Origin of the sequence: Flavobacterium sp. 103, from assembly GCF_003096795.1 — a bacterium.
Taxonomy (GTDB): Bacteria; Bacteroidota; Bacteroidia; order Flavobacteriales; family Flavobacteriaceae; genus Flavobacterium.
Genome location: NZ_QENX01000001.1, coordinates 3,258,463 through 3,283,961 on the forward strand (window position 1 = coordinate 3,258,463; position 25,499 = coordinate 3,283,961).

A 25,499-nucleotide genomic window follows, 5' to 3' on the forward strand; every position below is an offset into this window, starting at 1 on the left:
TGTTTAACTTAAAAATCCAACTCTTCGACATGTTGGATTTTTTTTATGTTGTAAAATAAAACAGTATATTGCAACACTGTTTTTGACATAATTACTTGTAAATAAATGAAGTTGACATTAAAATTAACGACTTATTCTAAATTGGTATTGTTGATCATAGGGATTTGCTCGTTATTTTTATTACTGTTTATATCTCTTTATTTATACACTGTTCAGCAAGAAAAGGACGTCTTTAAAGCCAATTCTGATCAGTATAGAACGGAAGTAAATCGGTTATTTGATTTTAATTCAAAAACACAGATTGTTACCATAAATGATCTTACGTATTGGGATGCTTTGGTCAATTTTACAAAGTCAAAAGATACAACTTGGTTTAATAGGTATATAGTAAATGAATTTCCTACTTACGAAGTGGATTATATTGGGGTTTATAATTTAAATAAAAAATTTATTGTCAATACATCAAAATCTAATTTTAAATCCAAAGATTTTATACCCAGTCAAGCAATGATGCATTTGTATAGAACCAAGTTTTCTCGGTTTTATATGCGGGTTCCCGAAGGGGTGGTTGAAGTATTTGGTGGAACCATCCACGCTTCAAATGATCCTAAAAAAGTAAAAACGAAGCCATCAGGTTATATGTTTATGGCGCGTTTACTGGATCAAAAATATTTTAAAAATTTAGAAGATATCTCCAGTTCCAAAATTCAACTTTTGGATAAAGTAGATATGGATACCATTGGGAACAAAAAAGTAACTTCTGTAGTAAAATTGAGAAATGCAGATAATATGGTAGTAGCCAAATTATTGTTTGAACGACCTTCTCATCTTAATTTTGAAAAAACCAAAGAGTTGTTGTTGATTATAGTAATTGTAACCCTAATCAGTCTTATTGCTGCTGTTCATTATTCCAGAAAATGGGTGTATAAACCTTTGAAATTGGTTACTACTATTTTAGAAAGCGATCGTGAAATTTCAATCAGTCTCCTGAAAAAGGAGCCTGGTGAATTTGGTTATATTGGTAATTTGTTTGAAGATCACAGAAAGAATCGATTTCAATTGGAAAAATCAAAAGAAAAAGCCGAAGAAAGCGATAAACTCAAATCAACTTTCTTGGCCAATTTATCACATGAAATAAGAACTCCCATGAATGCAATTATTGGTTTTTCGGATTTACTGATGGATGATAAATTAAGTGATGAATTAAAAAATAAGTATCTGAAAATCATAAATACCAGTGGTAAAAGTCTGGTGTCTATTATTGAAGATTTGATAGAGATGTCTAAAATTGATGCCAAACAAATTGCACCAAAATTTAAAGGATTGAACATCGAAAAATGTTTAAACGAATTATACAATACGCTAAAAGTTACAATACCAGATGATAAAAACATAAAGTTCTATCAACTGGAAAATTGCGTTAAACTACCGAATGATGTTTTGACTGACGAAATTAAATTGAAACAAGTCATTGTTAATTTATTGACCAATGCCATAAAATTTACGGATAGCGGTCATGTTGCATTTGGGTATAGCATTTGTCCAAATAATAATTATTTGGAATTTAGGGTTGAAGATACTGGGATTGGAATTGGTAAAAAGGATTTAAAAGTCATATTTGACCGCTTCAGAAGGGTTGAAGATGATTATTCTATTTCGCTTAGTGGTTTAGGATTGGGATTGTCAATTTCCAAAGCCTATGTAGAAATGCTCGGTGGAGAAATTACAGTAGAATCGGTTTTTGGGGGTGGATCAGTTTTTAAATTCACTATTCCATTGTGTTATGACGAAACGGTTCATGAGGAAAATGATAGTGTGCCAGAAATAGCATATAATGAGTCTGAAAGCAAAACCATTTTGGTGGCTGAAGATGATAATATTAATTTTCTGTTGCTGAAAACCATATTGGAAAAGAAAAACCATATTGTTTTGAGAGCTAAAAATGGTCAGGAAGTTGTTGATATGAGCGCATCGGATTCGAATATTGATTTAATTTTCATGGATATAAAGATGCCTGTTTTGGACGGTTATGAAGCTTTTGAAATGATAAAAAAAGACAATCCAGATCGAATTGTAATAGCTCAAACAGCACATTCTTCAGGCGAAGTGAAAGAAAGTATTATGAAGGCTGGTTTTTCAGGTTATATCACCAAACCTCTTGATAAAGAAAAAATATTCGAATTAATTAATCAAGTATTTCAAAATAAGGCCATTTGTTAAGTTTGATCTTATTCGAAAAAAGAAAGAGGATTTCGTGTTGAAATCCTCTTTCTTTTTGACTCTATAATTTTATACCAAATGTTCATCAGGAATAGTCAAAACTTGCTAAATAATTGATTTTTGCATTTTGTTATTAATTCACTGCAAGGTCGTAACTATATAAAAAATCCTCCCTTATAAAGCCCATTTTATGGTACAATCCTTGAGCTACAGTGTTGTTTTTGGCAGTTCTTAATCGTATGTCATGAGCGCCTAACTCTTTGGCTAATTCAACAGTTTGTAAAATTAATTTTTCACCTATTCCTTTTTTTCGGGCAGAAGAGTCCACAAATAAGTCATTAAGAATAAGTATTCTATTGAGTGCCAATGAAGAAAAAGTTACATAAATTAGAGCAAAACCGATAAGTTTATCTTCATTTGTTTCATCGGAAGCGACAAAAATGGTAGCCTCATTGTTTTCTAATCGTTCCTTTAGATAGGCATAATGTTTTTCGTAATTGGATGGATTTTTATAGAAAACAGCATATTGATCAAAGAGATTCGTCAATTGATCTAAGTCCTGAGTAGTAGCTTTTCGTATCATAATGTGTTGGCTTTTAGTGGTTGGAAAACTAAATTTACAAAAAAAACTTTACTTTAAGGATATTGAAGTTTAGTTTCCAATCTTAATTTGTGAATTTTTTTTTAGTTTGTTTATTTTCTAAAAAATCTAAATCTACTATCTTCTGGAAGAGGTTTAACAATTAATTCTGAATATACGGAAAGTTCTGCGATTTGGTAATAAGCTGATTTTTGGTAAAAAACATTTAAGCAATAATATCTCTGGAAAAAAATGATACTGTGATTGGCTGAAAATTGGAGTAAAAGAAACAAAATTGAATATTGGTGTTATGACTATATAATTATAGTTTAGTGTAAATGATTGACTAAATTTGAATGTAATAAGTGGAAGTGAAATATATGTTTTGATGCTAAAAGCAATAAGTATATGAAGGTTTACAAAATACCACAACCTGATTTGGAATTAACAAAATTATCAAGTTAACAAAATGAATAATACAAATAAAATATTTAAATCTATAAATCCGTTTACGGGATCCATTATAGGGGAGCATGAAGTTTTAACCAATTCTCAATTGGCTCAAAAACTGGAATTGTCTCAATTGGCTTTCAAGAGTTGGCGAAATACGACTTTTATGGAAAGAGCTGATAAAATGAAAAATTTGGCTGGCATACTTAGAGAGAACAAAAACGAATTGGGAGTGCTTATTACCAATGAAATGGGTAAAATTCTTCCTGAAGCAATTGCTGAGGTTGAAAAATCAGCTGGAAATTGTGATTACTATGCTGAAAATGCAGAGAAAATGCTCAAAGATCAATATTATGACACGCCTTTCAAGAGCATGTCGGTTTATGATCCAATGGGTGCTGTGTTTGCTATTATGCCATGGAATTATCCTTTTTGGCAAGTATTACGTTATGCAGCACCAGCAATTATGGCGGGGAATGTCACTCTTTTAAAACATGCTCCAAATGTTATTGGTTGTGCGAAAGCTATCGAGAATATGTTTCTGGAAGCTGGTTTTCCAGAAGGCGTCTTTCAACAAATAAGCATTGATATTTCACAAGTGGAAAGTGTGATTGCTTCAGATATCGTTTCTGGAATTACTTTGACGGGGAGCGAAATGGCAGGTTCTTCGGTTGCTGCATTGGCTGGGAAATATATCAAAAAATCAGTGATGGAGTTGGGAGGATCGGATGCTTTTATTGTTTTGGATGATGCCGATTTAGAAAAAGCAGCTACAGTGGCTACGAAATCCAGAATGCTAAATGCGGGACAGGCTTGTATTTGTGCAAAACGCTTTATCGTTACTGAAAAAGTCGCTGATGAATTTACTGCACTTTTTGCTAATAAAATAACTGCTCTGCAACAAGGGAATCCATTGCAGAGTGGAATTGATATGGGGCCTTTGGCGAGAATTGATTTGGCCGAGAAGTTAAGCTATCAACTAGAAAATTCTTTAAGGCAAGGGGCAAGAATGGTAATGGGAGGTGAGCGTGATCATTGCAATTTTCAGCCTACGCTAATTGATTTTGTGGATACTAATAACATTGCTTTTAAAGAAGAAACTTTTGGTCCTTTGGCTACTATTATTAGAGCCAGGGATGAAAATGATGCTATTGCAATAGCAAATAATCACCGATATGGGTTGGCTTCGGCGATTTGGACCGAAGATAGAGAACGGGCGTATGCTTTTGCCAGAAGAATTGAAGCAGGTAATGTTTTTGTTAATTCTTTGGTTCGATCCGATTCTAGGATTCCTTTTGGAGGAATAAAGAAATCGGGATACGGAAGGGAATTATCCGAGATTGGAATCAAAGAATTTATGAATATGAAGTCATTGATTATTGAATAATGATTTTTATGAATACAGAAATTAGTAAACTATTTTATTTCTGGTGAAGGAGTATTTGGAATGAAATAAATTTTCAAGAAAGTTTTGTTTTGTAGATTTTAAAAACCTTAAACTCGTACTAATTATTAGTGTGTGAGTTTAAGGTTTTTTTTGTTTTATCGATTTAAAGGAATGCTTTTATTTTGCTATTAGTCTTGATTTTTATTTTTATACATTTTTATTTACACCCCTATTTTTTATAGGGGTTGTATTTTTTTTTGTTTTAAAATTTAGTCTAAAACTATGTTTTTTTAACTTTAAAATTTAAAATTACTTTAAATTTTGGTAGTATTTTGCAAAAACATGATTATTGAATTTATAATATAATTTAAAAAAAATAGGAAATACATATTATTTTTTAGATGATTTTTGGATATCGATAATTCTTCTCTGAAAGTTTTAAAAAAATTTTTCTGTTAACGAAAAGTTAATAATTTCGTTCCAAGAAAAAAGAAAAAATAACCAAATTCGATTCAATTACCCTAATTGAATTACTAACTAAAAATCAGATTAAATATGAAAAAAGTAATTACTATTTTAGTGTTAGCCTTGACTACAAATTTTGCATTTGCACAAGATGCTCCAGAAACTACTCCGTTGCAAATTTCAGGTTCTGGAGATTTGTATTACAAGTATGATTTCGCAAAAACAGCAAATATTAAAACAAGTTTTGGAACAGACCAAAATTCAGTTTCTTTAGGAATGCTGGATATTGCTTTGAAGAAAACCATAAAAAAAGTGTCTTTTGTTGGAGAAATATCTTTCGGTCCAAGAGGGCAATATCAATCAATCCCAAATGGTGATGGAATCGATGCAAATTCCTTCCATATTCAAAATTTATATGCTTCTTATGCAGTTTCGGATAAATTAAGTTTTACCGCTGGATATATGGGAACTTATATTGGTTATGAGGTAATTTCACCTGTCGGTAATTTCTCTTATTCAACTTCATATTTGTTTACCAATGGACCATTTCAAAATGCGGGTGTTAAAGCCAATTATAAGATAACAGACAAATTTGGTGCAATGTTAGGGGTGTTTAATGACTCTTGGAATTCATACAAAGCCAATCCAGCAAAAGGATTAAATGCTGTAGGAGGTCAATTGTCTTATGCTTCTGGAGCAAGCAGTGTTTATCTTAACTTTATGGATGGTTCTGTAAGTGGCACTATTTTTGATTTAACAGCTACATTCCAACTTACCGATAAATTCAAGTTAGGTTTAAACGGAGCTGATTTTTCAAACGAAGGCGACGTAGGTTACACAGGAGCTGCGATATACCCATCTTATGCGTTTAGTGATGCTTTCGCTTTGGGAATACGTGCTGAATATTTTAAATACAAAGAAGGCTCTGGAGATACTGATGTAACAGCTTTTACTTTATCAGGTAACTATAAAGTAAGTGGATTGACTATTATTCCTGAGTTTAGAATTGATACCAATTCAGATGATGTTATGTTTGTTAATTCGGATTTGGCTCCTACTAATTCTGCTTCTCAAGTACTGTTGGCAGTAGTTTACGGGTTCTAATTGAAAGCTATTCTCAAGTGAGTTTAGACTGATAAATATTAAAAAATATTTTTTTTTTGCTGTCAAGATCCTTAGTGGTTTTGGCAGCTTTTTTTGTTTAGGACTTACTAGTTATGGTTTGTTTAATTTTTACTTCCTTTGTAGTTCATTTTTAAATAGGTTCAATTGTTTTTATTTTTCAAAAATAAAGCTGTGCTAAAAGATTTGATTCCGTCGAATCATGTAGATATTCATTCTCATTTACTGCCAGATATTGATGATGGTGCTCGCACTTTTGAGCAAACACTTGAGTTGGTTCAAGCACTTCAAAGTTTTGGAGTTTCACAGTTTATTACCACTCCTCATATTATGTATCAAGTTTGGGACAACACAAAGGAAAGTATTCTTGCAGTTAAAGATCAAACAATATTTAAGCTGGAAAAAAATGAAATAAGAGTTCCTTTTCGTGCGGCTTCAGAGTATTTGATGGATACTCAATTTGTAAAACTTTTTCAGACAGGAGAGTTGTTGACTTTGAAAGATAATTATGTATTGGTCGAGATGTCATATATAAATGCACCGATGCAATTGTATAATATACTTTTTGATTTGCAGGTGGCGGGCTATATTCCAGTTTTGGCTCATCCCGAACGGTATACTTTTTATCATAATAATTTTGATGAATATGTAAAATTGAAACGGGTCGGCTGTTTGTTTCAGCTAAATCTGTTGGCGGTTGTGGGATATTATGGGGAATCAATCGCTAAAATGGCCGAGCAATTACTGCAAAAAGGTATGTATGATTTTGTGGGATCGGATGTTCATCATAGTAAGCACATAGCTTCTTTTGAGGAAAAAGTAAAACTGAAAGATGTGACAGCACTCAAAGAAGTGATATCGAATAATCAGTTTTTTAGAATGTAGTAGGGTTTATTTTTTTTGTAATTATTTAATTTAAAGCAAAATATCTTTCCAAACATGAAGCTGTTGATTTGTGAGTGAGGGATAAAAGTAAGCTACCGAAGTAGCACGGATAGCCCGACAGCAATAAAAAAAGAGGCAACTAGCACGTGTGGCGAGTTGGCCTCTTTTTTTATTGGTGACACTCCCACACTAGCTTAAATAACTGAGGAAGTAAAAGGTTTTTATTGATTTTTTGTTTTTTATTTAGCCCATAATTTTTTGTACCAAGGTCTTTTTTTGGCTTTTATGCCGTAACCGTAACCGTAACCATAACCTTTTGTTGAATCAGTATCGTTGAGTAGTAAGCACATATTAGGCAACTTTTTTTCCATATATAAATCATTGGCTATATTTAACATTCGTTTTTCCAGAAAATTGGCTCGAATGACAAATAAGAAGCAATCGGCATGTTTTGCTATTAAGAGGGTATCAGTTACGAGACTTACGGGAGCGGTATCAACAATTATGTAATCGTACTGGGCTTTGATGGTTTTGAATAAGGTATCGACTTTTTGGCTCAATAATAATTCGGCCGGATTGGGCGGAATTAAACCTGCCGGTAAGATATAAAAGTGTTCGTAACCTTTTTGTTTGATGATTAAATCTTCCAAGGGTATGTCTTTGTTTGAGAGGTAATTGGTGAGTCCTTGATCTGGTAAGGAAATGTAATCGTCTAGTTTTGGGTTTCTAATATCCATTCCTATAAGCAATACTTTTTTACCGGATAATGCAAAGGTTGCCGCTAGGTTCACTGATACAAACGTTTTACCTTCTTTTGAAAATGTCGAGGTTAGGAACAGGGTTTTGGCCTGATTTTCTGGAACTTTACTGAGCATGAATTCCAGATTGGTTCTGATGATTCGTAAGGCCTCAGCAGAGCTGGTTCTGCTTTCTGACTTTATGATTTGGGTATTTGCATCGGATGTTGGGATATCTCCGAGATATGGAATCGTAGTTTTTCCTTCTAAATCGAGGCGACTTTTTATTTTGGTATCCAATAAATCGATGAGGTATATAATTCCAAAAGGAATTAGAATTCCAATTAAAAAAGCAACCAAGTAGATGATTTTTTTCTTGGGTGCTACAGGAAGATGGGAGGCTTTTGCAGCGTCTATTACTCTTGCGTTAGGCTCTGTAGCTGATAAAGAAATAGCTGTTTCTTCTCTTTTTTGAAGGAGATATAAATAGAGTTCCTCCTTTATTTTCTGTTGCCTGGCAATGACTTTAAATTGACGTTCTTGAACTGGAATTTTTTCAATCTTGGTATCCATAATTCCTTTATGGCTGTCTAAATCTCTTTTTTGGATAATTAAACTGGATTTTAAACGGTCTAGACTCGCGAGAAGGTTTTGTTTTAAAGATACAATTTGTTGATCCATTTTCAAAACGGTTGGATTGGCAGGAGTTGCCGATTTTAAGATTCTATTGCGGTCCAAAACCAACTCATTATACATATTGATTATGCTTGCGGCATCCTCTTCCCCGCCTATAAGGTTGGTGGGAAGCAAATCGGTAGTGTTACTTTTTTTGATGTAGTCTAGCATTGAGTTGACTACATTAAGTTGTATTTCCGTTTCTACTGCTTTTTTGTCATAAGTATTTGATCCTTCTATAAAAAGTTTGGCTTCCGAATCGATGTCGGTTAGGTTATTAGTCTTTTTAAAACTTTCAACATCCTGTTCTACACCGTCCAATTCTCGTGTGATTAACGACAGCCTTTCGGCTATGAATTTTGAGGTGTTTTCGGAAATTTGGTTTTTATCGGTAATGGCATCTTGATTGTAAATTTGGATTAAATTATCCAAGAAAATTTCTGCTTTTTCATATACGGGATCGACCAATGATAATTCTACGACGCTACTGGTTTTACTGAGCGGATTTATAGTAAGTCTATTCCTAAAACCGTCCACAACTTCATCCATTGGATTTACTTGTATGGTAATTTCCCGATTGGTTGCTTTAAATAATTTGCTTGGATTTTTAGTTATGACCAAATTCCAATTTTGAGTTGTTATAAGTTCTCCATATTGAAATTCATTTTTATTTAATAAGCTATTTTTAGATGATTCACTGTCAAGTTGGTTTTCTAATTGAAAAGATGTGGGTGAAATTTCTATAAAGCGAAGCGTTGTATTGGTCTCATAAAATTGAACCGACTTTGGGATAAAATGAATGTTAATGGGTTTTTCTTTAAACATTTCAGAATAAATAATATTCCCTTTGATGAATATCGAAATATTCAGATGCAGTTTTTTTACTGTATTTTCTATTAACGTTCTTGATTTTAAAATTTCAGTTTCGTTATCGAGGTTGTTTTTTAAACCGCTTTCAATTCCCATATCCGAAAAAGCGGAAAGTTCAGATAACATACCGCCTTTTTTTTCATCTTTTACCAAAATTATGGCAGTAGCTTTGAATTGAGGTGTTGTATAGCGCAAGTAAATAAAGGCTATAATAAAACTTATAAGGGTTCCAATTAAAAACCATCTCCAGTGAATTAAATAGTGATCTATGAAGTTTCGTAATAGAAATTCTCTATTCTGATTTTCATTTGAAGGATTTCTTTCCATAGAAGGATTATTTTGAGGTAGTTACGATCAAAGTTATTAATGTAATCAATAAGGAAGTGATTGAAATTATGACTCCTGTGTTTGGACCTACTGCCGATCCGTTAATCTTATTTTTATTGGGTTCTACATAAACAACATCATTCTGTGCCAAATAGTAAAAAGGAGAATTCATGAAATCAGCTTTTGTAATATCAATTCTGTTATAGGTTTTTACGCCGTCAATTTCTCGTATAATTAAGATGTTATCACGTTTTCCATAAATGGTTAAATCTTTAGCCATCGATAAAGCTTCAATTAGGGTCACGCGTTCCGATGAAATAGTATATGTGCCTGGTAATGTTACCTCTCCCTGTACCGAAATTTTAAAATTCATGATGCGAAGATTGATGATGGGGTTCTTGATATAGACCGAAATTTTGTCTTGCAAAAGTTGTATGACTTGCGACCTTGCCATTCCACTTACTTTTAATCGTCCTAAAATTGGGAAATCAATAAATCCATTGGAATCGACCAAATACAATTGGGTAGTTTGAGCACCGGCAACATCTTGTTTGTTTGGATTTACAGTTGTGTAAGTTTTTAAATTAAAAGGAGCTGCAATTTCGGAATCTTCTGCAGAAACGATAATCATAAGCAAATCATCGGGTTGTATTTTTATTTCATATGAATTGGTTTTTTCTTGTAAAGAAGTTTTATCAATATCTTGATAGTAAACTATATCTTTCCGAGAAGCACAGGAAAAAAGGAGTAGGGTTAGACATAATAAAGATATTTTTTTAAATGATAAAGTTGAATCCATATGTTGATCTATTTTTCGAAGTCAATATTTAATAATTCAAACCGAATTATCCCAATAATTTTTGCAAAACAGTGCCTATTCGATCTCTATCCAAATCAGTTAGATTAGAACCTGAGGGTAAACTCAGTCCGTTTTCAAACAGTGTTTCGGCAATTTTATTTCCATAAAAAGGATAGTTTTTATAGAGCGGTTGCAGATGCATGGGTTTCCATAAGGGTCTGCATTCTATATTGGAATCCAACAACCTCAATCGGATGGTCTCCCGATCGATTCCATTTTTGGTTTCCTTAGGATTTACAAGTATGGAAGTCAACCAGTAATTGGCGAAGTAATCTGGATTTGTTGTAGAATAAACAGTAATTCCGGGAATGTTTTCAAAAAGGGATACATAAAAATCATGCATTGCCCTCCTTAAAGTAATATGTTCATCCAATACTCTCATCTGTCCTCGACCAATGCCTGCGCAAATATTGCTCATCTGGTAATTATATCCTACTTCGCTGTGTTGATAGTGAGGAGCTTCATCCTTTGATTGTGAGGCTAGAAACTGAGCTTTTTTCTTTAATTGATGATTTGAGGTAACAATTGCGCCACCTCCAGAAGTGGTTATGATTTTGTTTCCATTGAATGAAAAAACGCTGATGTCTCCAAAAGTGCCACATTTTTTTCCTTTGTAGCTACTGCCCAAAGCCTCTGCACTGTCTTCAAGAATAGGGATGTTGTATTTGTCGGCAACCGCTCTTATTTTTTCTATTTGATATGGAACACCATATAAATGAACAGTAATGATTGCTTTTGGTATTTGTCCTTTGTAAATACAGTCCACAATAGCATTTTCTAAAGCAATCGGGCAAAGATTCCAAGTTTCAAGTTCGCTATCGATAAATACGGGAGTTGCACCTTGATAAAGAATAGGGTTTGCCGATGCCGAAAAGGTGAGTGATTGGCAGATAACAACATCACCTGTCTTTACTCCCAAGAGAATTAGACCCAAATGGATAGCTGCAGTTGCTGAGCTGAGAGCCGTTACAAAAAGACCATGGGATAGATATTTTTCTAAATCATGTTCAAATTCGGTTATGTTTGCTCCCAATGGTGCAATCCAATTAGTGTCAAAGGCCTCATGAATGTAATTGAGTTCAGTTCCTCCCATGTGTGGGGATGATAGCCATATTTTTTGGTTGTTCATTTTAATGGTAATATTGGAAGAATATATTCGGGGTTTTTTTATTTAGATAATCATTATAGTCAATAATCTCTTCTAATTTGTCGTTGTAGATCGTATAATCATATTTTTTGAAAAAAGTTAAAATATTTTGAGCTTCATTTTGGATCTCTACCATTATTTTTGGTCGATGATTAGCAATAGTATTTTTAAATCCTTGTAATACATTCCATTCATATCCTTCAACATCAATTTTCACAAAATCGGGTAAACGAATAGCTTTTTCATAATAACTGTCTAAAGTAATTACTTTTGCTTGAGTAACAATCATCTCCGAAGAAGTTTCGGCGGATAATTTTCGACTGGATAAAAAACCATCGAAGTTCTTAATGAATGAATTATTTTGGCCAGATATGGGGTCTATATAAAAATCAAAAGTTCCATTGACATTTCCGGCTCCGACATTTTCTACAGCTATGATTTGTTGTGTTTTTTTTTTCAGAAACCCAATGTTTTTTTTTAAATAAAATAAATTAAGCTCACTGGGTTCAAAAACATCAATTTTTCCTGTTTCTCCAACTAATATGGAATATAAAGTAGTGAAATAACCAATATGTCCACCAATTTCCAAAACATAGTCACCTTTTCTAATCCATTTTTGAAATATTCGGATAGTGTTTTCTTCTCTTTTTTTCCCAAAGTACCAATAGCCTTTATGATGATAGGTGTTTATGAGGAATTTTTTATTTGTATAGTGATGGGTAATAGTTGTATTTATAGCTGTAGCCTTAAGTGTTTTTAGAAATAGTCTTCTAATTATATCCATTTTTTGTTGATATTTTATTCATTAAAATTCTAAAATAAACAAGATGGTAGTTAGTAACGTTAAAGGGTTTTTTTATCAATTGTTATTTTTTCGGATTTGTTGGTATTGAATTTTATTTCACGAACAGAATCATAATCTCGAATCAAAATTTCATCATCATAGCGTAACATCATTAGATTTTCCTCCCAATCTTCATGATAAGCTAATTGGGATTCTCCCAGTATATATTCTTGTATAATCCATTTTGGATAGTTTCCTCCTGCAAGGTAGCTTAACGGAAATCCACCGCTAAACCGGGGGTTAATTTCGATACCATAAAGTATTTCTGTTTCATTATTGACAAATAATTGTAAAGATATACATCCTCTTAATCCTGAAATGTGTTTGAACTTTGAGGCAATTTCATCAATAAACCAAGTTCTTCTTGTTATGGCCTTATTGACTTCACCTGCGCGAATTTCCAGTCTCTCCCTAGGAATCAAACATTTTAGATTATTTGTTTTGTCAAAATACATATCGATGGTATATTCTGTAAAATCGGTATGCTCCAAATACTCAAAAAATAATAATTTTTCATTTGAGAAATGATAAGCTGTCAATTCTGATTCCTTTTTTACAATATAATTATCAATACTTCGACTACCGTCGATTGGCTTTATATAAAGCGGTAAAGTGAAATTGTCTTTGTCAAATTCTTTGGCATAATTAATTCCTAATTTTTTAAAAAAAACATTGGTAAGCCTTTTGTTTATTAATGTTTCGATATTCTCATAATCCGAAATTAGGATTTCGATATGGTGTTTTTTGAATAGATCTATGTTTTGAGATAAAACAAGTAACTCAGGATCAATCGTTGGTATGATTAGTTTAATGTTATTGTCAATTGCAATTTGAAGCAGATCGTCAATATAATTGTAATGGGTAACTGGGGATACTTTAAAGTAACCATCAGAAACTCTGCAAGCAGCTGATTTTTCAGGTGAGGAATCAGTGGTATATACTTTTGAATCCGAAAAAATAAGTTTCAGTTCAGTTTTAAACGAACGAACAAGGGAGACTCTTTTTCCTGCACAAGTGATTAAGATGTTACTCATAGTTAATTTTTACCGTTAAACGATTCTGTCGTTGTTGTATTGGTTTTCAGTGGTATAAGTACCTTTTTTAGAGTTAAAAATACAATTTTTAAATCCAAAAAAAAGCTTTTATTTTCAATATACCATAAATCATATTCAAATTTTGTTTGCCAAGAAGTGATATTTTCTTTATTGACTTGAGCCCATCCAGTCATACCAGGTTTCACTTCATGGCGTCGTTTTTGAGTTTCATTATATAAAGGCAAATATTCGGGTAATAAAGGCCTTGGTCCCACAAGACTCATGTCACCTCGGATTACATTGATGAGTTGAGGGATTTCATCTAGTGACATTCTCCGGGCAAAGTTGCCTAATTTGGTCATTCTTCTGGAATCGGGAAGTAAGTTTCCATTAGCATCTTTTCTATTAGTCATAGTTTTGAATTTAATGATATGGAATATTTGGCCATTTTTTCCAGGTCTTTTTTGAATGAAGAAAGGTTCACCTTCATTTGCAATAAAAAGCACAATTGTAATAATTAAAAATAATGGTGCAAGTAACACTAGGTTTATGCTTGCTAGAATTATATCAATTATTCTTTTGAAAAAAGGATTATACATGACCTTCCAGTTTTTGATATTCATCTAAAAGGGCTTTCCAAACCACAATTTGTTCAAATCGAGAAACAACCATTGGTCTTGCATTTTGGTGTAAATAACTTCGCATTGTAGTGCCAGAAATTATTTTTTTCATTGCCATGAAAAGTGCAGCAGGATCTTTAGGAGGAATTAATATTCCATTTTTGTAGTCTTCAATTATTTCATTGCAACCATTAATATTTGTAACAATGCTGGGTAATCCCATAGCACCTGCTTCCAAAACGGCATTGGGAAAACCTTCGCGATAACTTGGAAAGACCAAAGTAGTCGAAATCGCATAATAGGGACGAACATCTTCTTGAAATGGTACAAAAATTACTCGCTCATTATCTTTGATTTCAAATAATGTGTCTTTATTTAGAGGGTCCAATTCTGATTCGAAAAAGCCAACCAATAATAGTTTGGCACTACTAAATTCGAGAGCAATTTTTTGGAAAGCAACCACCAGTTCATTTATGCCTTTATCACCCGTCAATCGACCAACATACACAAAAACAAAATCATCGGGATGTATTCCTAAAGTTTTTTTTAATTGGAACAAAACCTCATTTGATATTTTCTCTGGATTGAAAAATTGGGTATCTATCCCATTGGTACTGCCGTTCGCGATAATTTTTATTTTTTCAGGTTTGCAAAAACCTTCTTGAATAATAATATTTTTCAATCCTTTGGAATTAGGATAAATTTTGGAAGCGCAGGAGTAGGTTATTTTCTCTACAAAATTCAATAGTTTTCGTTTACCACCATTAGTTTCCAGTAAAGGCAGACCTGCAACAGTATGTAAACGATGCGGAACACCGGCCAATTTTGAGGCAATCATCCCGATTGTTCCGGCTTTAGGAGTATGTGTATGAACTATTAATGGTTGTTCTTTTTTGAGATAACGATACAGTTGCCACAACGCTTTTAAGTCTTGCCAAGGAGTTATTTTTCGGGTCATATCTACTGTATAAACAGGTATGTTTTGGGATTTTCCCACTTTTTCTAAGTTTTCTTTATCCGAAGAAATTGCCGTAACTTCATAATAATCTTTCATGAAAAGCAACTGATTGTCCAACAGTTTTTCAAGAGAGATAGGAACAGTAGTGATGCGGGTGAGTTTTTTCATTATTGAAGTTCTACTTCTATAGTTACAATGAAATTTTCTATGGATCTTTCCTGAAGAAAGGATTGAAAAAGAATGCTGTTTTTGGAGTGATCATCACTCAACGATTTTAATATTGCCTTGCTTAAATTTATATCATTTGCAGTTTCGACAGTTGAAATTCCAGGGATCAAATCGATCTCATCTGTGCATTTTGTCGAAACCACATGATTATTTTGTGACATCATTTGTAATAAAACATTCGGAAAACCTTCTATTCTTGACGAAACCACACAAACTTTGGCTGCTTTAAAATAAGGATAAACATTTGAAACATGACCTTTTAAAATTACTGAGCTTTCTAAATGGAGTTCTTTTATTTGAAGTTCTAAATTTTGTCTTTCTTTGCCTTCCCCCAAAATAATCAATAGTAAATCAGGATGTGTTTTTGCGATTTCTTTGAAAGCATTAATCAAAATATCAAATCCCTTTTCTGGTATTAATCTTCCGGCGCTTACAATGAATGGAAACTCGATATGTAAAGCTTCGGCTGTTTTTATTGGAATTAAATTAACCGGATTGGGAATAACTTTAATATTTATTTTTTGATCAATCCAAGGCAAATTGGTAATCAAATCCTTTTTCATCTGTTGGGTTTGACAAACTAATAAGTCAAGACTCGGATAACCCAATTGGTACATTTTTTCATATAAAAATAGTTTGTAACCATTAAAACGCTCAAATATTCGAGTAGATTCTCTCCCTATAAAATGTTTTTTTTGAATGAGTCCCAAACGAACAAAAACTCCTACCATACCGGTAACAAAAACGTGTGAGGTAAATATATAATCGTACTTTTTTTTAGGTTTTATCAAAAGATTCCAAGCATAAAATAAAGCACCCCAATATTCTGAGTCTGTATTTTGATATTTTAATTGGATAAATCGATTGTCTATTGTCCATTCCTTATTCGTTTTGTGCTTCAAAAATTGTACTTCTACCAATGCATCCGAATAATACTGAGCGATCATCTTTAAGATTTGCTCGGCGCCTCCTAAAGTGTCGTTGGGTAAAATGATCAGTATTTTTTTCATTTAATAAAATCAGATTATTTTTGTTTTAATCTAATGTAACCATTCAAAAGCAGGCCAAATGGGAATGCAGATACAATCAAAAAAGGACTCTTGGTTTGTTTTAAATAGTTGATATCTTTTGCAAAAAGGGAGCAAGAAATCAGATGAACCATATTCTTAAATCGCTCTTTCATATTAGTGCTTAAATTAATTTTAAGGATTCGATGTAAAGCAAAACCTCTCGGATTATTGCGATACAGCGAAAATAGGTTTTTTGTAAAACCATCTTTTTGATAATTAACAATGACGAATATTTCGTTAATGGGTTTGAGAACATAGTCTTGATCAATTAATCGATACAAATAGCCAGGAGGAATGAATTTTTCTCCTTCAATGATTGGATATGGTGCGTATTTTTGTATGACTTCGGTGCGATAGACTATTTTTTTATCTCCTTTTACACCATGTTTATGGTATAAATCTGAAAGGGTGCTTTGAATTATGTTTTTCGGAAATTTGGTGCCAATTACATTTCCTTTGAAATCACTGTCCAATCCTACAATTCCTGCGAATTTGGAATCTAAATTTGGAATGCTTTTCAAGATTAATTCCACAGCATTATTAGGCATATAATCATCCGAGTCAATACTGACATTCCACGATGTTCTTATATTGGCATAAGCGGTATTGTGAGCGCCATTCATCCCTTTGTTTTCTTGATGGATATACAGAATTTCTATTTTATTTTCTTTAATCCACGACTGTACTAATGAACTTGTGTTATCGGTTGAGCCGTCATCAATAACCATCCAAATAAAACTAGAATGGGTTTGTCTTACCAGACTTTCATAAAGTTGGTGCAAACAATATCCTCTGTTGTAAGTGGCCGTAAAAATGGTTAATGCTTTCATCGTCATGCAGATAAAAACAAAGTTTCGTATTGATTTAGAATACTTGATTTGTCGAATTTTTTGGAGACACTCTGGATGACGTCTTCTGCTTTTATTTTTTGAATGAGTTCCAAATTATTTAAAATCGAAAGCATTTCAGTTTCATTTTTTGCCAAATAGCCATTGATACCGTTTTGGATAATTTCTCTTGTTCCTCCAGGAGCTTCAAAGGCCAAAACAGGAGTTCCCACAGAACAACTTTCGAGTAATGCATTTGGAAAACCTTCTACATAGGAACCTTGCAAAAAGAAATCATGCTGTTGCATTTCACTTAAAATATTAGATGTAAAAGGAATAAAATGAACTTTCTCTTCCAATTTTAGTCTCAGGACTTCTTCTTGAATAATCTGACATTCGTTTTCCAATCCAGTTCCAATTATGGTATATTGAAAATCATATTTTAGTTGGGATAATATTTTTAAAATACGCAAATGTCCCTTGATCCAACTCATTCTCCCAACAGTAATGAAGCGTATGGTACCCGATTTATTTTTAGGTTTTACGGTTTGGATTTCGTTTATAATTGGGTTGTTTATTACGATAATTTTTGATGGATTGATAGTCAGTTTTTGAACCAAATCAGTTTTCATATCATGGCTTTGGCAAATGATGACATCCAAATATGGATACAATTGTTGCATCAAAAAAAACAACAGACGATTTTTTTCCTGCGGAAATCCATTCACTACCGAAACGATATTAGTTTCCCTGACGATGAATTTTATTTTAGAAAAAAATAAGCTAAAAAGCCCCAACGTAATGTTGATATGACCAGAGGAACTAAAAACAATATGTGGTTTTTCTCTTTTTATCATTTGTAACAATAAAGGAATAGCTTTTAAATATCTGGATTTGTTAAGGAAATGGGTCTCTATGTTTTGAATGTCATAAATTGCATCTTTCTCAAAACCAATAACGATTAATTTTACTTCAAATAAAGTTGTGTTTATATTCTGAGCCAGAAAAGCAGTTATGCGTTCAGCTCCACCTGCTTTCAAAGTGGGAGCAACAAATAGTATTTTTTTTCTATCCATTATTTTTTAAAATAGCCAAATTCCTGATACCATTTGGATAACACATAAACCCGCCAGATATAGGAGGAGTAATCCTGTTTTCCGTTAAGATGGTTTTGAAGCATTTTTTTGAATTTTGGAACATTCAAATTGGGAACTTGCTCCAAAAAAGCATCAGGTAAATTTTGAAGAAATTCTTCTTTTAATTCATTGCGGATCCAAGAATCCATTGGAACTGAAAATCCTTTTTTGGGCTGTTCAAAAACATCTTCAGGTATATACTCCTTCAAAATATCTCTCAGAATTCGTTTCTTTCTCCCTTTTTGGTACCGATAAGAAACAGGCAACGTTCTGGCCAATTCTATAATTCTATAGTCTAAAAAGGGACTGCGAATTTCGACTGAATAGGCCATACTGGCTCGATCCACTTTTACATTGCTGTCGTTCTCCAACCATAATTTGATATTTAAGTCGGCTGTGGTTTGATGTAAATCTTCGGAATTTTTTTTAAATCCATTATAAAAAGAAAGCCAATCTAAATTCCGATTTTTTAAAAGCGAATTATAACCAACAAATATTCCTGCTATAAAATCGTGTTTGGATTTTGTTTTTAAAATTCGTTTCAAGGGTTCGGTTCTTTTTCCTAAAACATCAAAAATCAACAGGTGGCTTGTCAAAACTCTTAAGTAATAAGGCATTTTAAGAAGCATCTTGAATTTGGAAACCCAATCAAAATGATTGTAACCCAAAAAGCTTTCATCTCCCCCGTCACCGGACAAAGCCATCGTTACCTGTTGCTTGGCCATTTTATTCAATAATAGGGAAGGCAATGCCGAGCTGTCTCCAAAAGGTTCATCATAAACGGAAACTAACTTAGGAATTAGTTTCATGATATCTTCTGGTTTACAAATGGTCTCAAAATGTTGGGAATTGATAATTGTTGCAAATCGACCGGCAATTTTACTCTCATCGTATTTTGGGTCTTTGAAGCCAATGGTGAAAGTATGAATCGGTTCTTTTGAAATTTTTGAAGCAATACTGGAAACCAATGCGGAATCAATTCCACCCGAAAGGAAAGTCCCGAAAGGAACATCAGCCTGCAACCTAATTTTTACTGCATCTTGTATTAGCTCGTGTAGCTTTTCTTTGGCTTCGTCGTATGTTAATTTCGATATTTTGACAGGCTCTAAATCCCAATATTTTGATATGGAATACCGTTTTGTTGTTAAATCAATTTCTAAATTATTTCCTGGAGGTAATTTGTGTACATCTTGAAAAATGGTAAATGGACTTGGAATATAAGTACAATCCAAATACATAGAAATAGCTGCTTCATTCAATTTTTTATTTTGGCAAATGGGACGCAACTGACTGCAAATTTCGAATTTTCCATTGCTCCAAGAAAAATAAAAAGGTTTGACACCCAAACGATCTCGAGAGCAAAATAGCTTATTTGAAGTTGCATTGTAGATGGCAAATGCAAACATTCCATTTAATTTTGGGACTATTTTTTCTCCCCATTGTCGGTATCCTTTCAATAAAACCTCTGTATCTCCAGTGGTGCGAAATGTATGACCAAGTGCAATTAATTCCTCTTTTATTGCTGCAAAATTGTATATCTCGCCATTAAAAACGATTGTAAATTCTTCAAATTGCATTGGTTGATTGGAACGAACATCCAAATCAACAATAGCTAAACGTAGATGTCCAAAGGTCAGATCACCTTTTTTTTGGATTCCGGTATTATCAGGGCCTCTAAATTGTATGGATGCTAGTTTGTTTTTGACCTCTTCTTCTACAAAGGGAATATTAGTTACATAAATACCACACATATTATTTGGGGTTTTAATGAAGTAGGGTTTCCAAACATGTATATTCTTCTGTTTTCTTTATTTCTATCTGTTGAAAAAGCCATATGGATATGGACAACAAAATGTAATTATTGAAAAAATTATGGGTCGTTAGCATATAAATAAATAGAGAAAAAGAGACTAATAAAAGTAAAAAGTCTTGTTTGAAATAATGAATGCCACTCAAAACGAACCCTCCGTAAAGCCATAAAAAATATAGAAAAACAAATATCCCAGCTTCGCCAATTATTAAAAGCGGAGTGTTGTGCACACCCTCTATTCCGTAGGCTTTGTCATCTTCTCCGTATGTTTTTCCACTAAAACTCAAATATCCATTTCCGAAAAATGGATGATCTAAAATCCGATCATAATATTTAGCCCAAGTTAATGTTCTTGAATTTTCGGCTAAATCCTGACTAATTTTTCCATCGAGTATAGTGGCGAATGCCTCAAGACGTTTTGTATTAAAATCAAATTTATTTCCAAAAGAAACAAAAAAACTAATCAATACAATTCCTAAAATAATTTTGTAGGAATTTTTATAACTGATGGATAAGGAAAGAATATTAACGAGTACCCAAAGCAATAAAAAAGTTCTTGAAAAGGTTACAAAACCTGCATAGGAAAACAAGATTTGCCCAATAATTTTTATTTTTTTGTCAGAAATTGAAAAACTAAAACAGTAGCCAAGAATACAGATACAACCGGCAAAATTTGGGTTCAAGTAAAAACCACTATAACGGCCCCCAATGTCGATTACAAAAATGGACTCATATATGATACTTAAAGCACCAATTAATAACAATGTGAATATTTCATTTTTGGTAACATCTTTTATCACACTGGCTCCCATGGTTACAAAAATTAAATATTTGACAAAAGTAGCAACAAACCCATCTGAATTCTGAGAATCGATGAGGATCGAAATTAAGAAATACGATAGTCCAAGAATAACCAAAGGGACAATTGGCATTTCCTTTTTATGGAGGAAATAAATAATAATAAGAAAGAAAGTCCCATAACTCAAAAAAGCTCCGGTAGTAGCATCCAGATGTACCAGGGAAAAGCTAGGCAGATTACAAAAGAGTAATGTTAGAATGACTATTTTTAAATATGTCATAGCGAAAGATCTTTTCTTTGTTGGTATCTAACGAATACAAAAAGAACTATAAAATTGATACTATATACTAGAGTGGTGGCAATTGCGAGTCCATAAATGCCATACTTTTTGGCAAAATAATAATTGAGTATTACATTCAAAACCAGATTGATTATTGAAGCATAAAACATATGAATGTTTTTGTTGATGCTGGTTAGGAATTTTATGATGATAATAGTAGCAATATAAAATGGAACGTATATCAAAATTATTTTTTGAATTTGAGATACTACCAATGTATTTTGGGCAGTAAAATTTCCTCTTTCAAATAAGAGTGTAATAGTGGTTTCTGAAAAAATGAATAGAAAAGCAGCAATAATTAATGAGGTAAAGAAAACAGTTGTTATGGATTGGTATAAAACGCGATAAGCTTTTTGCCTGTTATCCTGCACTAGATTTGAAAAATAAGGTAATATAACATTTCCTATCGAGATCACTAGAACGGTGGCCAGAAAGGATGGAATTTTCATACCATAATTGAATGAGGCTATAGAACCTACTGCCAACTGAGCTGCAAAAAACTGATTGACAAAACCAGTGGAGCCGGTTAAAAAACCAGAACCTATTTTTGAAGGCAATTGTTTGTAAATCATTTTGATATTCGATGAATTGAAATTGGGCTTTGCAAATTGTAAGGTTTTTTTATAAACCGATACTATCAAAACATAAGCCAATTCCAGAAAACTTCCCACGAGCATTCCGATTGCCAGAAGGGTATAGCCCATTTGATTTTTGAAAAAAAACAAGCAACCCAAAATTACGATTGAAGTAAAAACGGACGAAATGGAAGAAAAACCAAATAGTCCCTTTATTTCTAAAAGACAACTGAATAAAGAAGAGAAGGACCAAAAAAGAATGCAAGGCAATACAACATAAAATTGAGACCGAATGAGATGATAATACTGTAAGCTATGATTTTTAAAAACAGATTCTAGGAATAAATCGGTAAAAAGATAGGACACGAGCATAAGGACTATTCCCAAACCAAAAGTAAGGATAACACAGGCACTAAGAAAAGAGGCACCTGTTGATGAAGTTCTCATTTCGGCAATGTAATTGGGTACAAAAACGTTTTGGAAAGAGGACATAAAAACAGTGTTTATAAATCCTGGTATCAATGTCGCGATGAGGAAAGTATCCAGTATCTCTGAAAGGCCAAAATGACTTCCCACTTCCATCTCTTTATAAAACCCCATTCCTTTCACTATGAGAGTCATAAATCCAACAGTGAAAACATTTATTAATATTGGGTTTTTAATAAAGTGGAAAATGTTTTTTTTTTTCAAAATAAAACTTTGCATTTAAAATATTTTTAGGCTCCTTGAAATACTAATGATTTCCATTGTTTGTATATCTCATCTGGATAATATTTAGCCGTTGATTGTATGGCATTCGAGCTAAATTTTAAACGCAATGTCTCATTTTCCATTAATTCAGACATTTGTTTTTCCAATTGTTTTTGATTGTTGTTTTCAAACAAAAAACCATTTTCTGTATGTTTAATCATTTCGGACGGACCAGAATTACAATCTGAAGCGATGCATGGAATTCCAAAAGATAAGGCCTCCAATAAAGCATTTGGGAAACCTTCGGATTGGGATGTAAAAACAAATAGTTTAGCACTATTGTAATAATCCTCAATATTGCTTACTGTTCCAATAAAGTCAACTTTATTTGCAATGCCTAATCTTTTGGCTAACATTTGGTATTCCGTTTTTAAAACACCATCTCCAACAAGTACAAGTCTCCAATTCTTTGTGTTCAAATTAGCAAAAGCTTCTAAAAGTAGTTTCTGATTTTTATTGGCATCCAATCGACCTACTGTCAAAATAATATTGTCTCTTTTTCCATATTCTTCCCGTCTAGATAAAAGATTTTCATCAATTGGATTCGGAATAATTTGAATTTTTTTTGGTTTCAAAAAATGTTGAAAGTATTTTTTTGAAAAAGAGGCCTGAACAATAAGTGCATCAGTAAAATGATAAAGAATGCGTACGGAAATTTTTCGGAACAAAGAAAGTTGATATACTTCGGGATTGTTTCTCTCGCTAATATAAGAAGCACTTTTTATAAAAAAATTACTTAAAATAACTAAGATATTAGCTGTTGTGGTAAAACTTATAAGTATATCAATTTTATTGTGTCTTACTATTTTTATCAGTTGTTTGATAAACCTGAAATTGTTTTTTAGCGCTATGAACCAATTTACGCTTGGAATGTAAGCTTCTTTTAAAAAATGAATTTGAATGCTGTTATCAACAGTGTACATCGTTTTTGTTTTATTCAAAACAAGGAGAAAAACTTCATTTTCATTTATAAATTTATTGGCTAGTGTGACTGCAACCCGTTCGGCACCACCAGCCTCTAGAGAGGGAATTATAAAAGCTACTTTTTTCTTTTTTATCATCAAATACGCTTTTTAAAAAGGAAAATAGTTTTAATGATTTTTGAGGTCTTGATTATTTAAATTTCACGAACTGTATCTCATAGCTCCGCGTTTCCAACTCCCATTTTTAGGTTCAAAATAGAGAAGTTGAAAAGGTAGGATTTGGGCTAAACATCTGACACTTATTGATTAAATGTATAAAAAAATGTTGAAAGTTGACGTAGAAACACAAAAAAACGCCTTTTGAATCGACCAAAAAGCGTTTTTTATAGATTAAGTGAAAATTTTATTTTTTGTAAATCGAGTAGATAGTGCTAATCGTTTTTTCGTCCAAAATATCATTAACTTCAGTTTGGATGTAATGAAGTTTGAAGGCCATTATGGCAGCCGAAAGATTTTTGGTATTGTATCCTATTACTTGTAGACCTTGTTCCACATTAAAGTCACTGGGTGGACAAGGTAAAGTGTCGTCTTGCCAAACTCCAAAACCATTCAAGGCTAGAAGCTTCCATGGAAATAAGGCGCTCGGATCTTTTTTTCTAGTTGGCGCAATATCTGCATGACCAATTATGTTTTGTGTAGGGATATTGTAGTCTTTTTTCAATTTGGTCAAAAGTGCCAATAAAGTATTTATCTGTAAATCCGAAAAGGGTTCAGAGCCATTATTGTCTAATTCAATTCCGATGGAACTGGAGTTTATGTCTGTGTCCTTTCCCCAGGATCCATTTCCGGCATGCCAAGCTCTTAGGTAATCATTGAGCATATGAACTACTTTTCCATCTCTGGCAATCACGTAGTGTGCACTCACTTTAGTGTCTTTTAAAGTAAAAGTTTTTATAGTTTGCTGTATCGAATCCTGCGCTGTGTGATGGAGAATTATGAAATTAGGCTTTCTTAAATTAAAATTGACTGTACCCACCCACTCTGAGGCAATGCCATTTTGTAGAATATTGGTATCAGTTTTAGAAAGTGTATCCTTATAGTTAAGTAATTGATTTTTGTATCGATACGCAACACTGTCAATTACTACATTGGGTTCGCTTTTTAATGGAATAGCTTCTTTTGCGGATATAGTTTCTTTTAAGTTTTTTATTTGAGCATTGTATTCCTTTTCGGTTGCTTTATGAGGGTTTTTTGTTGCACAGGAAGCAATAAAAAGAAGAAGAATGATATTGTAAAAGTGCTTTTTCATAAGGTAGGCATTTCAAAAAAGTTTTATACTAAACTCTTAGTGTTTTCTAGATTCTATTTTATTTTTTCGGTCCTCACTCAAGATTTGATATTTTGCTTTTTGGTCTTTGTTCAATATTTCCATTACTTCCAAATCCGTCATTTCGCCAAGAACCTTAAATTCTTTTTCTTTCTCCTCGTCACTGCTCTCTTTTTTGATTAGAGCCTCTTGTTTTTTGAGTGATTTGGTATAAATATTATTGAGTACTATTACTTGAAGATCATCCAAACTAAGTTCCTTTTTGTAATAATCTACAATTTTGGCTGCAGTTACTTCCACCGGAATCTCTTTAGGTTTGTTTTGCTGATTGCTTTGTGACATTTGTGACATTTGGTTGGATCTGCCATAACCATTCCCACCGTATCCGCCGCCGCCGTATCCACCGCCACCATAACCGTTTCCGCCGTATCCATTTCCGTATTGAGCCGAAATGGTATTAGCTGACAAGAATAAAAAAGCTATAAAAAGTACTGTTTTAAATATTTTCATAATTATAAAAATTTAAAAAATTAA

At 32.8% G+C, this 25,499-nt stretch carries 21 protein-coding genes; 4 read left to right on the forward strand and 17 right to left on the reverse strand.

Annotated elements, in window-relative coordinates; genetic code table 11:
- The first annotated feature begins 105 nt into the window (after positions 1-105).
- A complete protein-coding gene (locus tag C8C85_RS13800) occupies positions 106-2,220 on the forward strand; it encodes an ATP-binding protein (protein ID WP_116797575.1) in 2,115 nt (704 codons plus the stop codon).
- Positions 2,221-2,353: 133 nt separating this feature from the next.
- Here the strand turns inward: C8C85_RS13800 and C8C85_RS13805 are convergent, their stop codons facing one another.
- Positions 2,354-2,803: a GNAT family N-acetyltransferase gene (locus C8C85_RS13805; RefSeq protein WP_116797576.1), complete on the reverse strand. Its 450-nt coding sequence runs from the start codon at positions 2,801-2,803 to the stop codon at positions 2,354-2,356.
- A gap of 466 nt (positions 2,804-3,269) precedes the next feature.
- On the opposite strand from C8C85_RS13805, the gene C8C85_RS13810 reads away from it, so the two are divergent.
- The 3 genes from C8C85_RS13810 to C8C85_RS13820 all read left to right on the forward strand — a co-directional run bounded on the left by C8C85_RS13810 (position 3,270) and on the right by C8C85_RS13820 (position 7,109).
- Entirely contained in the window at positions 3,270-4,637 is a 1,368-nt protein-coding gene (locus tag C8C85_RS13810) for an NAD-dependent succinate-semialdehyde dehydrogenase (RefSeq protein WP_116797577.1), read from the forward strand.
- Between the two features lie 555 nt (positions 4,638-5,192).
- Positions 5,193-6,206 (forward strand): outer membrane beta-barrel protein, encoded by a 1,014-nt coding sequence (locus tag C8C85_RS13815; RefSeq protein ID WP_116797578.1) that lies wholly within the window; start codon positions 5,193-5,195, stop codon positions 6,204-6,206.
- A gap of 165 nt (positions 6,207-6,371) precedes the next feature.
- Positions 6,372-7,109, forward strand: coding sequence for a tyrosine-protein phosphatase (locus tag C8C85_RS13820; RefSeq protein ID WP_116797579.1), 738 nt, complete (start codon positions 6,372-6,374; stop codon positions 7,107-7,109).
- Between the two features lie 239 nt (positions 7,110-7,348).
- On the opposite strand, the gene C8C85_RS13825 is transcribed toward C8C85_RS13820, so the two are convergent.
- From C8C85_RS13825 to C8C85_RS13900, 16 genes are all read right to left on the reverse strand, one after another.
- Entirely contained in the window at positions 7,349-9,718 is a 2,370-nt protein-coding gene (locus tag C8C85_RS13825; RefSeq protein ID WP_116797580.1) for a GumC family protein, read from the reverse strand.
- Positions 9,719-9,725: 7 nt separating this feature from the next.
- Complete coding sequence (locus C8C85_RS13830; protein WP_116797581.1) at positions 9,726-10,517, reverse strand: polysaccharide biosynthesis/export family protein; 792 nt, start codon at positions 10,515-10,517, stop codon at positions 9,726-9,728.
- 46 nt (positions 10,518-10,563) lie between these two features.
- Positions 10,564-11,706: a DegT/DnrJ/EryC1/StrS family aminotransferase gene (locus C8C85_RS13835; RefSeq protein ID WP_116797582.1), complete on the reverse strand. Its 1,143-nt coding sequence runs from the start codon at positions 11,704-11,706 to the stop codon at positions 10,564-10,566.
- A 1-nt stretch (position 11,707) separates the two neighbouring features.
- The gene (locus C8C85_RS13840; protein WP_116797583.1) at positions 11,708-12,508 is read right to left on the reverse strand and encodes an FkbM family methyltransferase; all 801 of its coding nucleotides are present in this window, start codon (positions 12,506-12,508) and stop codon (positions 11,708-11,710) included.
- 59 nt (positions 12,509-12,567) lie between these two features.
- On the reverse strand, positions 12,568-13,602 hold the full coding sequence (locus C8C85_RS13845) for an ATP-grasp domain-containing protein (protein ID WP_116797584.1): 1,035 nt from the start codon (positions 13,600-13,602) through the stop codon (positions 12,568-12,570).
- Positions 13,603-13,604: 2 nt separating this feature from the next.
- Positions 13,605-14,201, reverse strand: coding sequence for a sugar transferase (locus C8C85_RS13850; protein WP_116798492.1), 597 nt, complete (start codon positions 14,199-14,201; stop codon positions 13,605-13,607).
- Positions 14,194-15,348 (reverse strand): glycosyltransferase family 4 protein, encoded by a 1,155-nt coding sequence (locus tag C8C85_RS13855; RefSeq protein ID WP_116797585.1) that lies wholly within the window; start codon positions 15,346-15,348, stop codon positions 14,194-14,196. The genes C8C85_RS13850 and C8C85_RS13855 overlap by 8 nt, the downstream gene beginning before the upstream one ends.
- Positions 15,348-16,418, reverse strand: a complete 1,071-nt coding sequence (locus C8C85_RS13860) for a glycosyltransferase (protein ID WP_116797586.1) — start codon at positions 16,416-16,418, stop codon at positions 15,348-15,350. Before C8C85_RS13860 ends, C8C85_RS13855 begins: the two co-directional genes overlap by 1 nt.
- 14 nt (positions 16,419-16,432) lie before the next feature.
- Positions 16,433-17,308, reverse strand: a complete 876-nt coding sequence (locus C8C85_RS13865; protein ID WP_116797587.1) for a glycosyltransferase family 2 protein — start codon at positions 17,306-17,308, stop codon at positions 16,433-16,435.
- A gap of 2 nt (positions 17,309-17,310) precedes the next feature.
- Positions 17,311-18,381: a glycosyltransferase gene (locus C8C85_RS13870; RefSeq protein ID WP_116797588.1), complete on the reverse strand. Its 1,071-nt coding sequence runs from the start codon at positions 18,379-18,381 to the stop codon at positions 17,311-17,313.
- Positions 18,381-20,192: an asparagine synthase (glutamine-hydrolyzing) gene (gene asnB, locus C8C85_RS13875; protein WP_116797589.1), complete on the reverse strand. Its 1,812-nt coding sequence runs from the start codon at positions 20,190-20,192 to the stop codon at positions 18,381-18,383. The genes C8C85_RS13870 and asnB overlap by 1 nt, the downstream gene beginning before the upstream one ends.
- Before the next feature lie 13 nt (positions 20,193-20,205).
- Entirely contained in the window at positions 20,206-21,330 is a 1,125-nt protein-coding gene (locus tag C8C85_RS13880; protein ID WP_116797590.1) for an O-antigen ligase family protein, read from the reverse strand.
- A complete protein-coding gene (gene murJ, locus C8C85_RS13885) occupies positions 21,327-22,586 on the reverse strand; it encodes a murein biosynthesis integral membrane protein MurJ (protein ID WP_165818125.1) in 1,260 nt (419 codons plus the stop codon). The genes C8C85_RS13880 and murJ overlap by 4 nt, the downstream gene beginning before the upstream one ends.
- A 95-nt stretch (positions 22,587-22,681) precedes the next feature.
- A complete protein-coding gene (locus tag C8C85_RS13890) occupies positions 22,682-23,776 on the reverse strand; it encodes a glycosyltransferase family 4 protein (RefSeq protein ID WP_116797592.1) in 1,095 nt (364 codons plus the stop codon).
- Between the two features lie 265 nt (positions 23,777-24,041).
- The gene (locus tag C8C85_RS13895) at positions 24,042-24,947 is read right to left on the reverse strand and encodes an N-acetylmuramoyl-L-alanine amidase (protein WP_116797593.1); all 906 of its coding nucleotides are present in this window, start codon (positions 24,945-24,947) and stop codon (positions 24,042-24,044) included.
- Positions 24,948-24,983: 36 nt separating this feature from the next.
- Positions 24,984-25,475: a hypothetical protein gene (locus C8C85_RS13900; RefSeq protein WP_116797594.1), complete on the reverse strand. Its 492-nt coding sequence runs from the start codon at positions 25,473-25,475 to the stop codon at positions 24,984-24,986.
- Positions 25,476-25,499: the final 24 nt, after the last annotated feature.

Excerpts from the sequence above, each read along its gene's own strand:
- C8C85_RS13815 (WP_116797578.1), top strand. The coding sequence starts at position 5,193 with ATGAAAAAAGTAATTACTATTTTAGTGTTAGCCTTGACTACAAATTTT.
- C8C85_RS13895 (WP_116797593.1), bottom strand. The coding sequence starts at position 24,947 with ATGAAAAAGCACTTTTACAATATCATTCTTCTTCTTTTTATTGCTTCC.
- C8C85_RS13900 (WP_116797594.1), bottom strand. The coding sequence starts at position 25,475 with ATGAAAATATTTAAAACAGTACTTTTTATAGCTTTTTTATTCTTGTCA.
- asnB (WP_116797589.1), bottom strand. The coding sequence starts at position 20,192 with ATGTGTGGTATTTATGTAACTAATATTCCCTTTGTAGAAGAAGAGGTC.
- C8C85_RS13870 (WP_116797588.1), bottom strand. The coding sequence starts at position 18,381 with ATGGATAGAAAAAAAATACTATTTGTTGCTCCCACTTTGAAAGCAGGT.
- C8C85_RS13845 (WP_116797584.1), bottom strand. The coding sequence starts at position 13,602 with ATGAGTAACATCTTAATCACTTGTGCAGGAAAAAGAGTCTCCCTTGTT.
- C8C85_RS13840 (WP_116797583.1), bottom strand. The coding sequence starts at position 12,508 with ATGGATATAATTAGAAGACTATTTCTAAAAACACTTAAGGCTACAGCT.
- C8C85_RS13850 (WP_116798492.1), bottom strand. The coding sequence starts at position 14,201 with ATGTATAATCCTTTTTTCAAAAGAATAATTGATATAATTCTAGCAAGC.
- C8C85_RS13880 (WP_116797590.1), bottom strand. The coding sequence starts at position 21,330 with ATGACATATTTAAAAATAGTCATTCTAACATTACTCTTTTGTAATCTG.
- C8C85_RS13830 (WP_116797581.1), bottom strand. The coding sequence starts at position 10,517 with ATGGATTCAACTTTATCATTTAAAAAAATATCTTTATTATGTCTAACC.
- C8C85_RS13805 (WP_116797576.1), bottom strand. The coding sequence starts at position 2,803 with ATGATACGAAAAGCTACTACTCAGGACTTAGATCAATTGACGAATCTC.
- C8C85_RS13865 (WP_116797587.1), bottom strand. The coding sequence starts at position 17,308 with ATGAAAGCATTAACCATTTTTACGGCCACTTACAACAGAGGATATTGT.
- C8C85_RS13810 (WP_116797577.1), top strand. The coding sequence starts at position 3,270 with ATGAATAATACAAATAAAATATTTAAATCTATAAATCCGTTTACGGGA.
- C8C85_RS13800 (WP_116797575.1), top strand. The coding sequence starts at position 106 with ATGAAGTTGACATTAAAATTAACGACTTATTCTAAATTGGTATTGTTG.
- C8C85_RS13825 (WP_116797580.1), bottom strand. The coding sequence starts at position 9,718 with ATGGAAAGAAATCCTTCAAATGAAAATCAGAATAGAGAATTTCTATTA.
- C8C85_RS13860 (WP_116797586.1), bottom strand. The coding sequence starts at position 16,418 with ATGAAAAAAATACTGATCATTTTACCCAACGACACTTTAGGAGGCGCC.
- C8C85_RS13835 (WP_116797582.1), bottom strand. The coding sequence starts at position 11,706 with ATGAACAACCAAAAAATATGGCTATCATCCCCACACATGGGAGGAACT.
- murJ (WP_165818125.1), bottom strand. The coding sequence starts at position 22,586 with ATGACTCTCATAGTGAAAGGAATGGGGTTTTATAAAGAGATGGAAGTG.
- C8C85_RS13890 (WP_116797592.1), bottom strand. The coding sequence starts at position 23,776 with ATGATAAAAAAGAAAAAAGTAGCTTTTATAATTCCCTCTCTAGAGGCT.
- C8C85_RS13855 (WP_116797585.1), bottom strand. The coding sequence starts at position 15,348 with ATGAAAAAACTCACCCGCATCACTACTGTTCCTATCTCTCTTGAAAAA.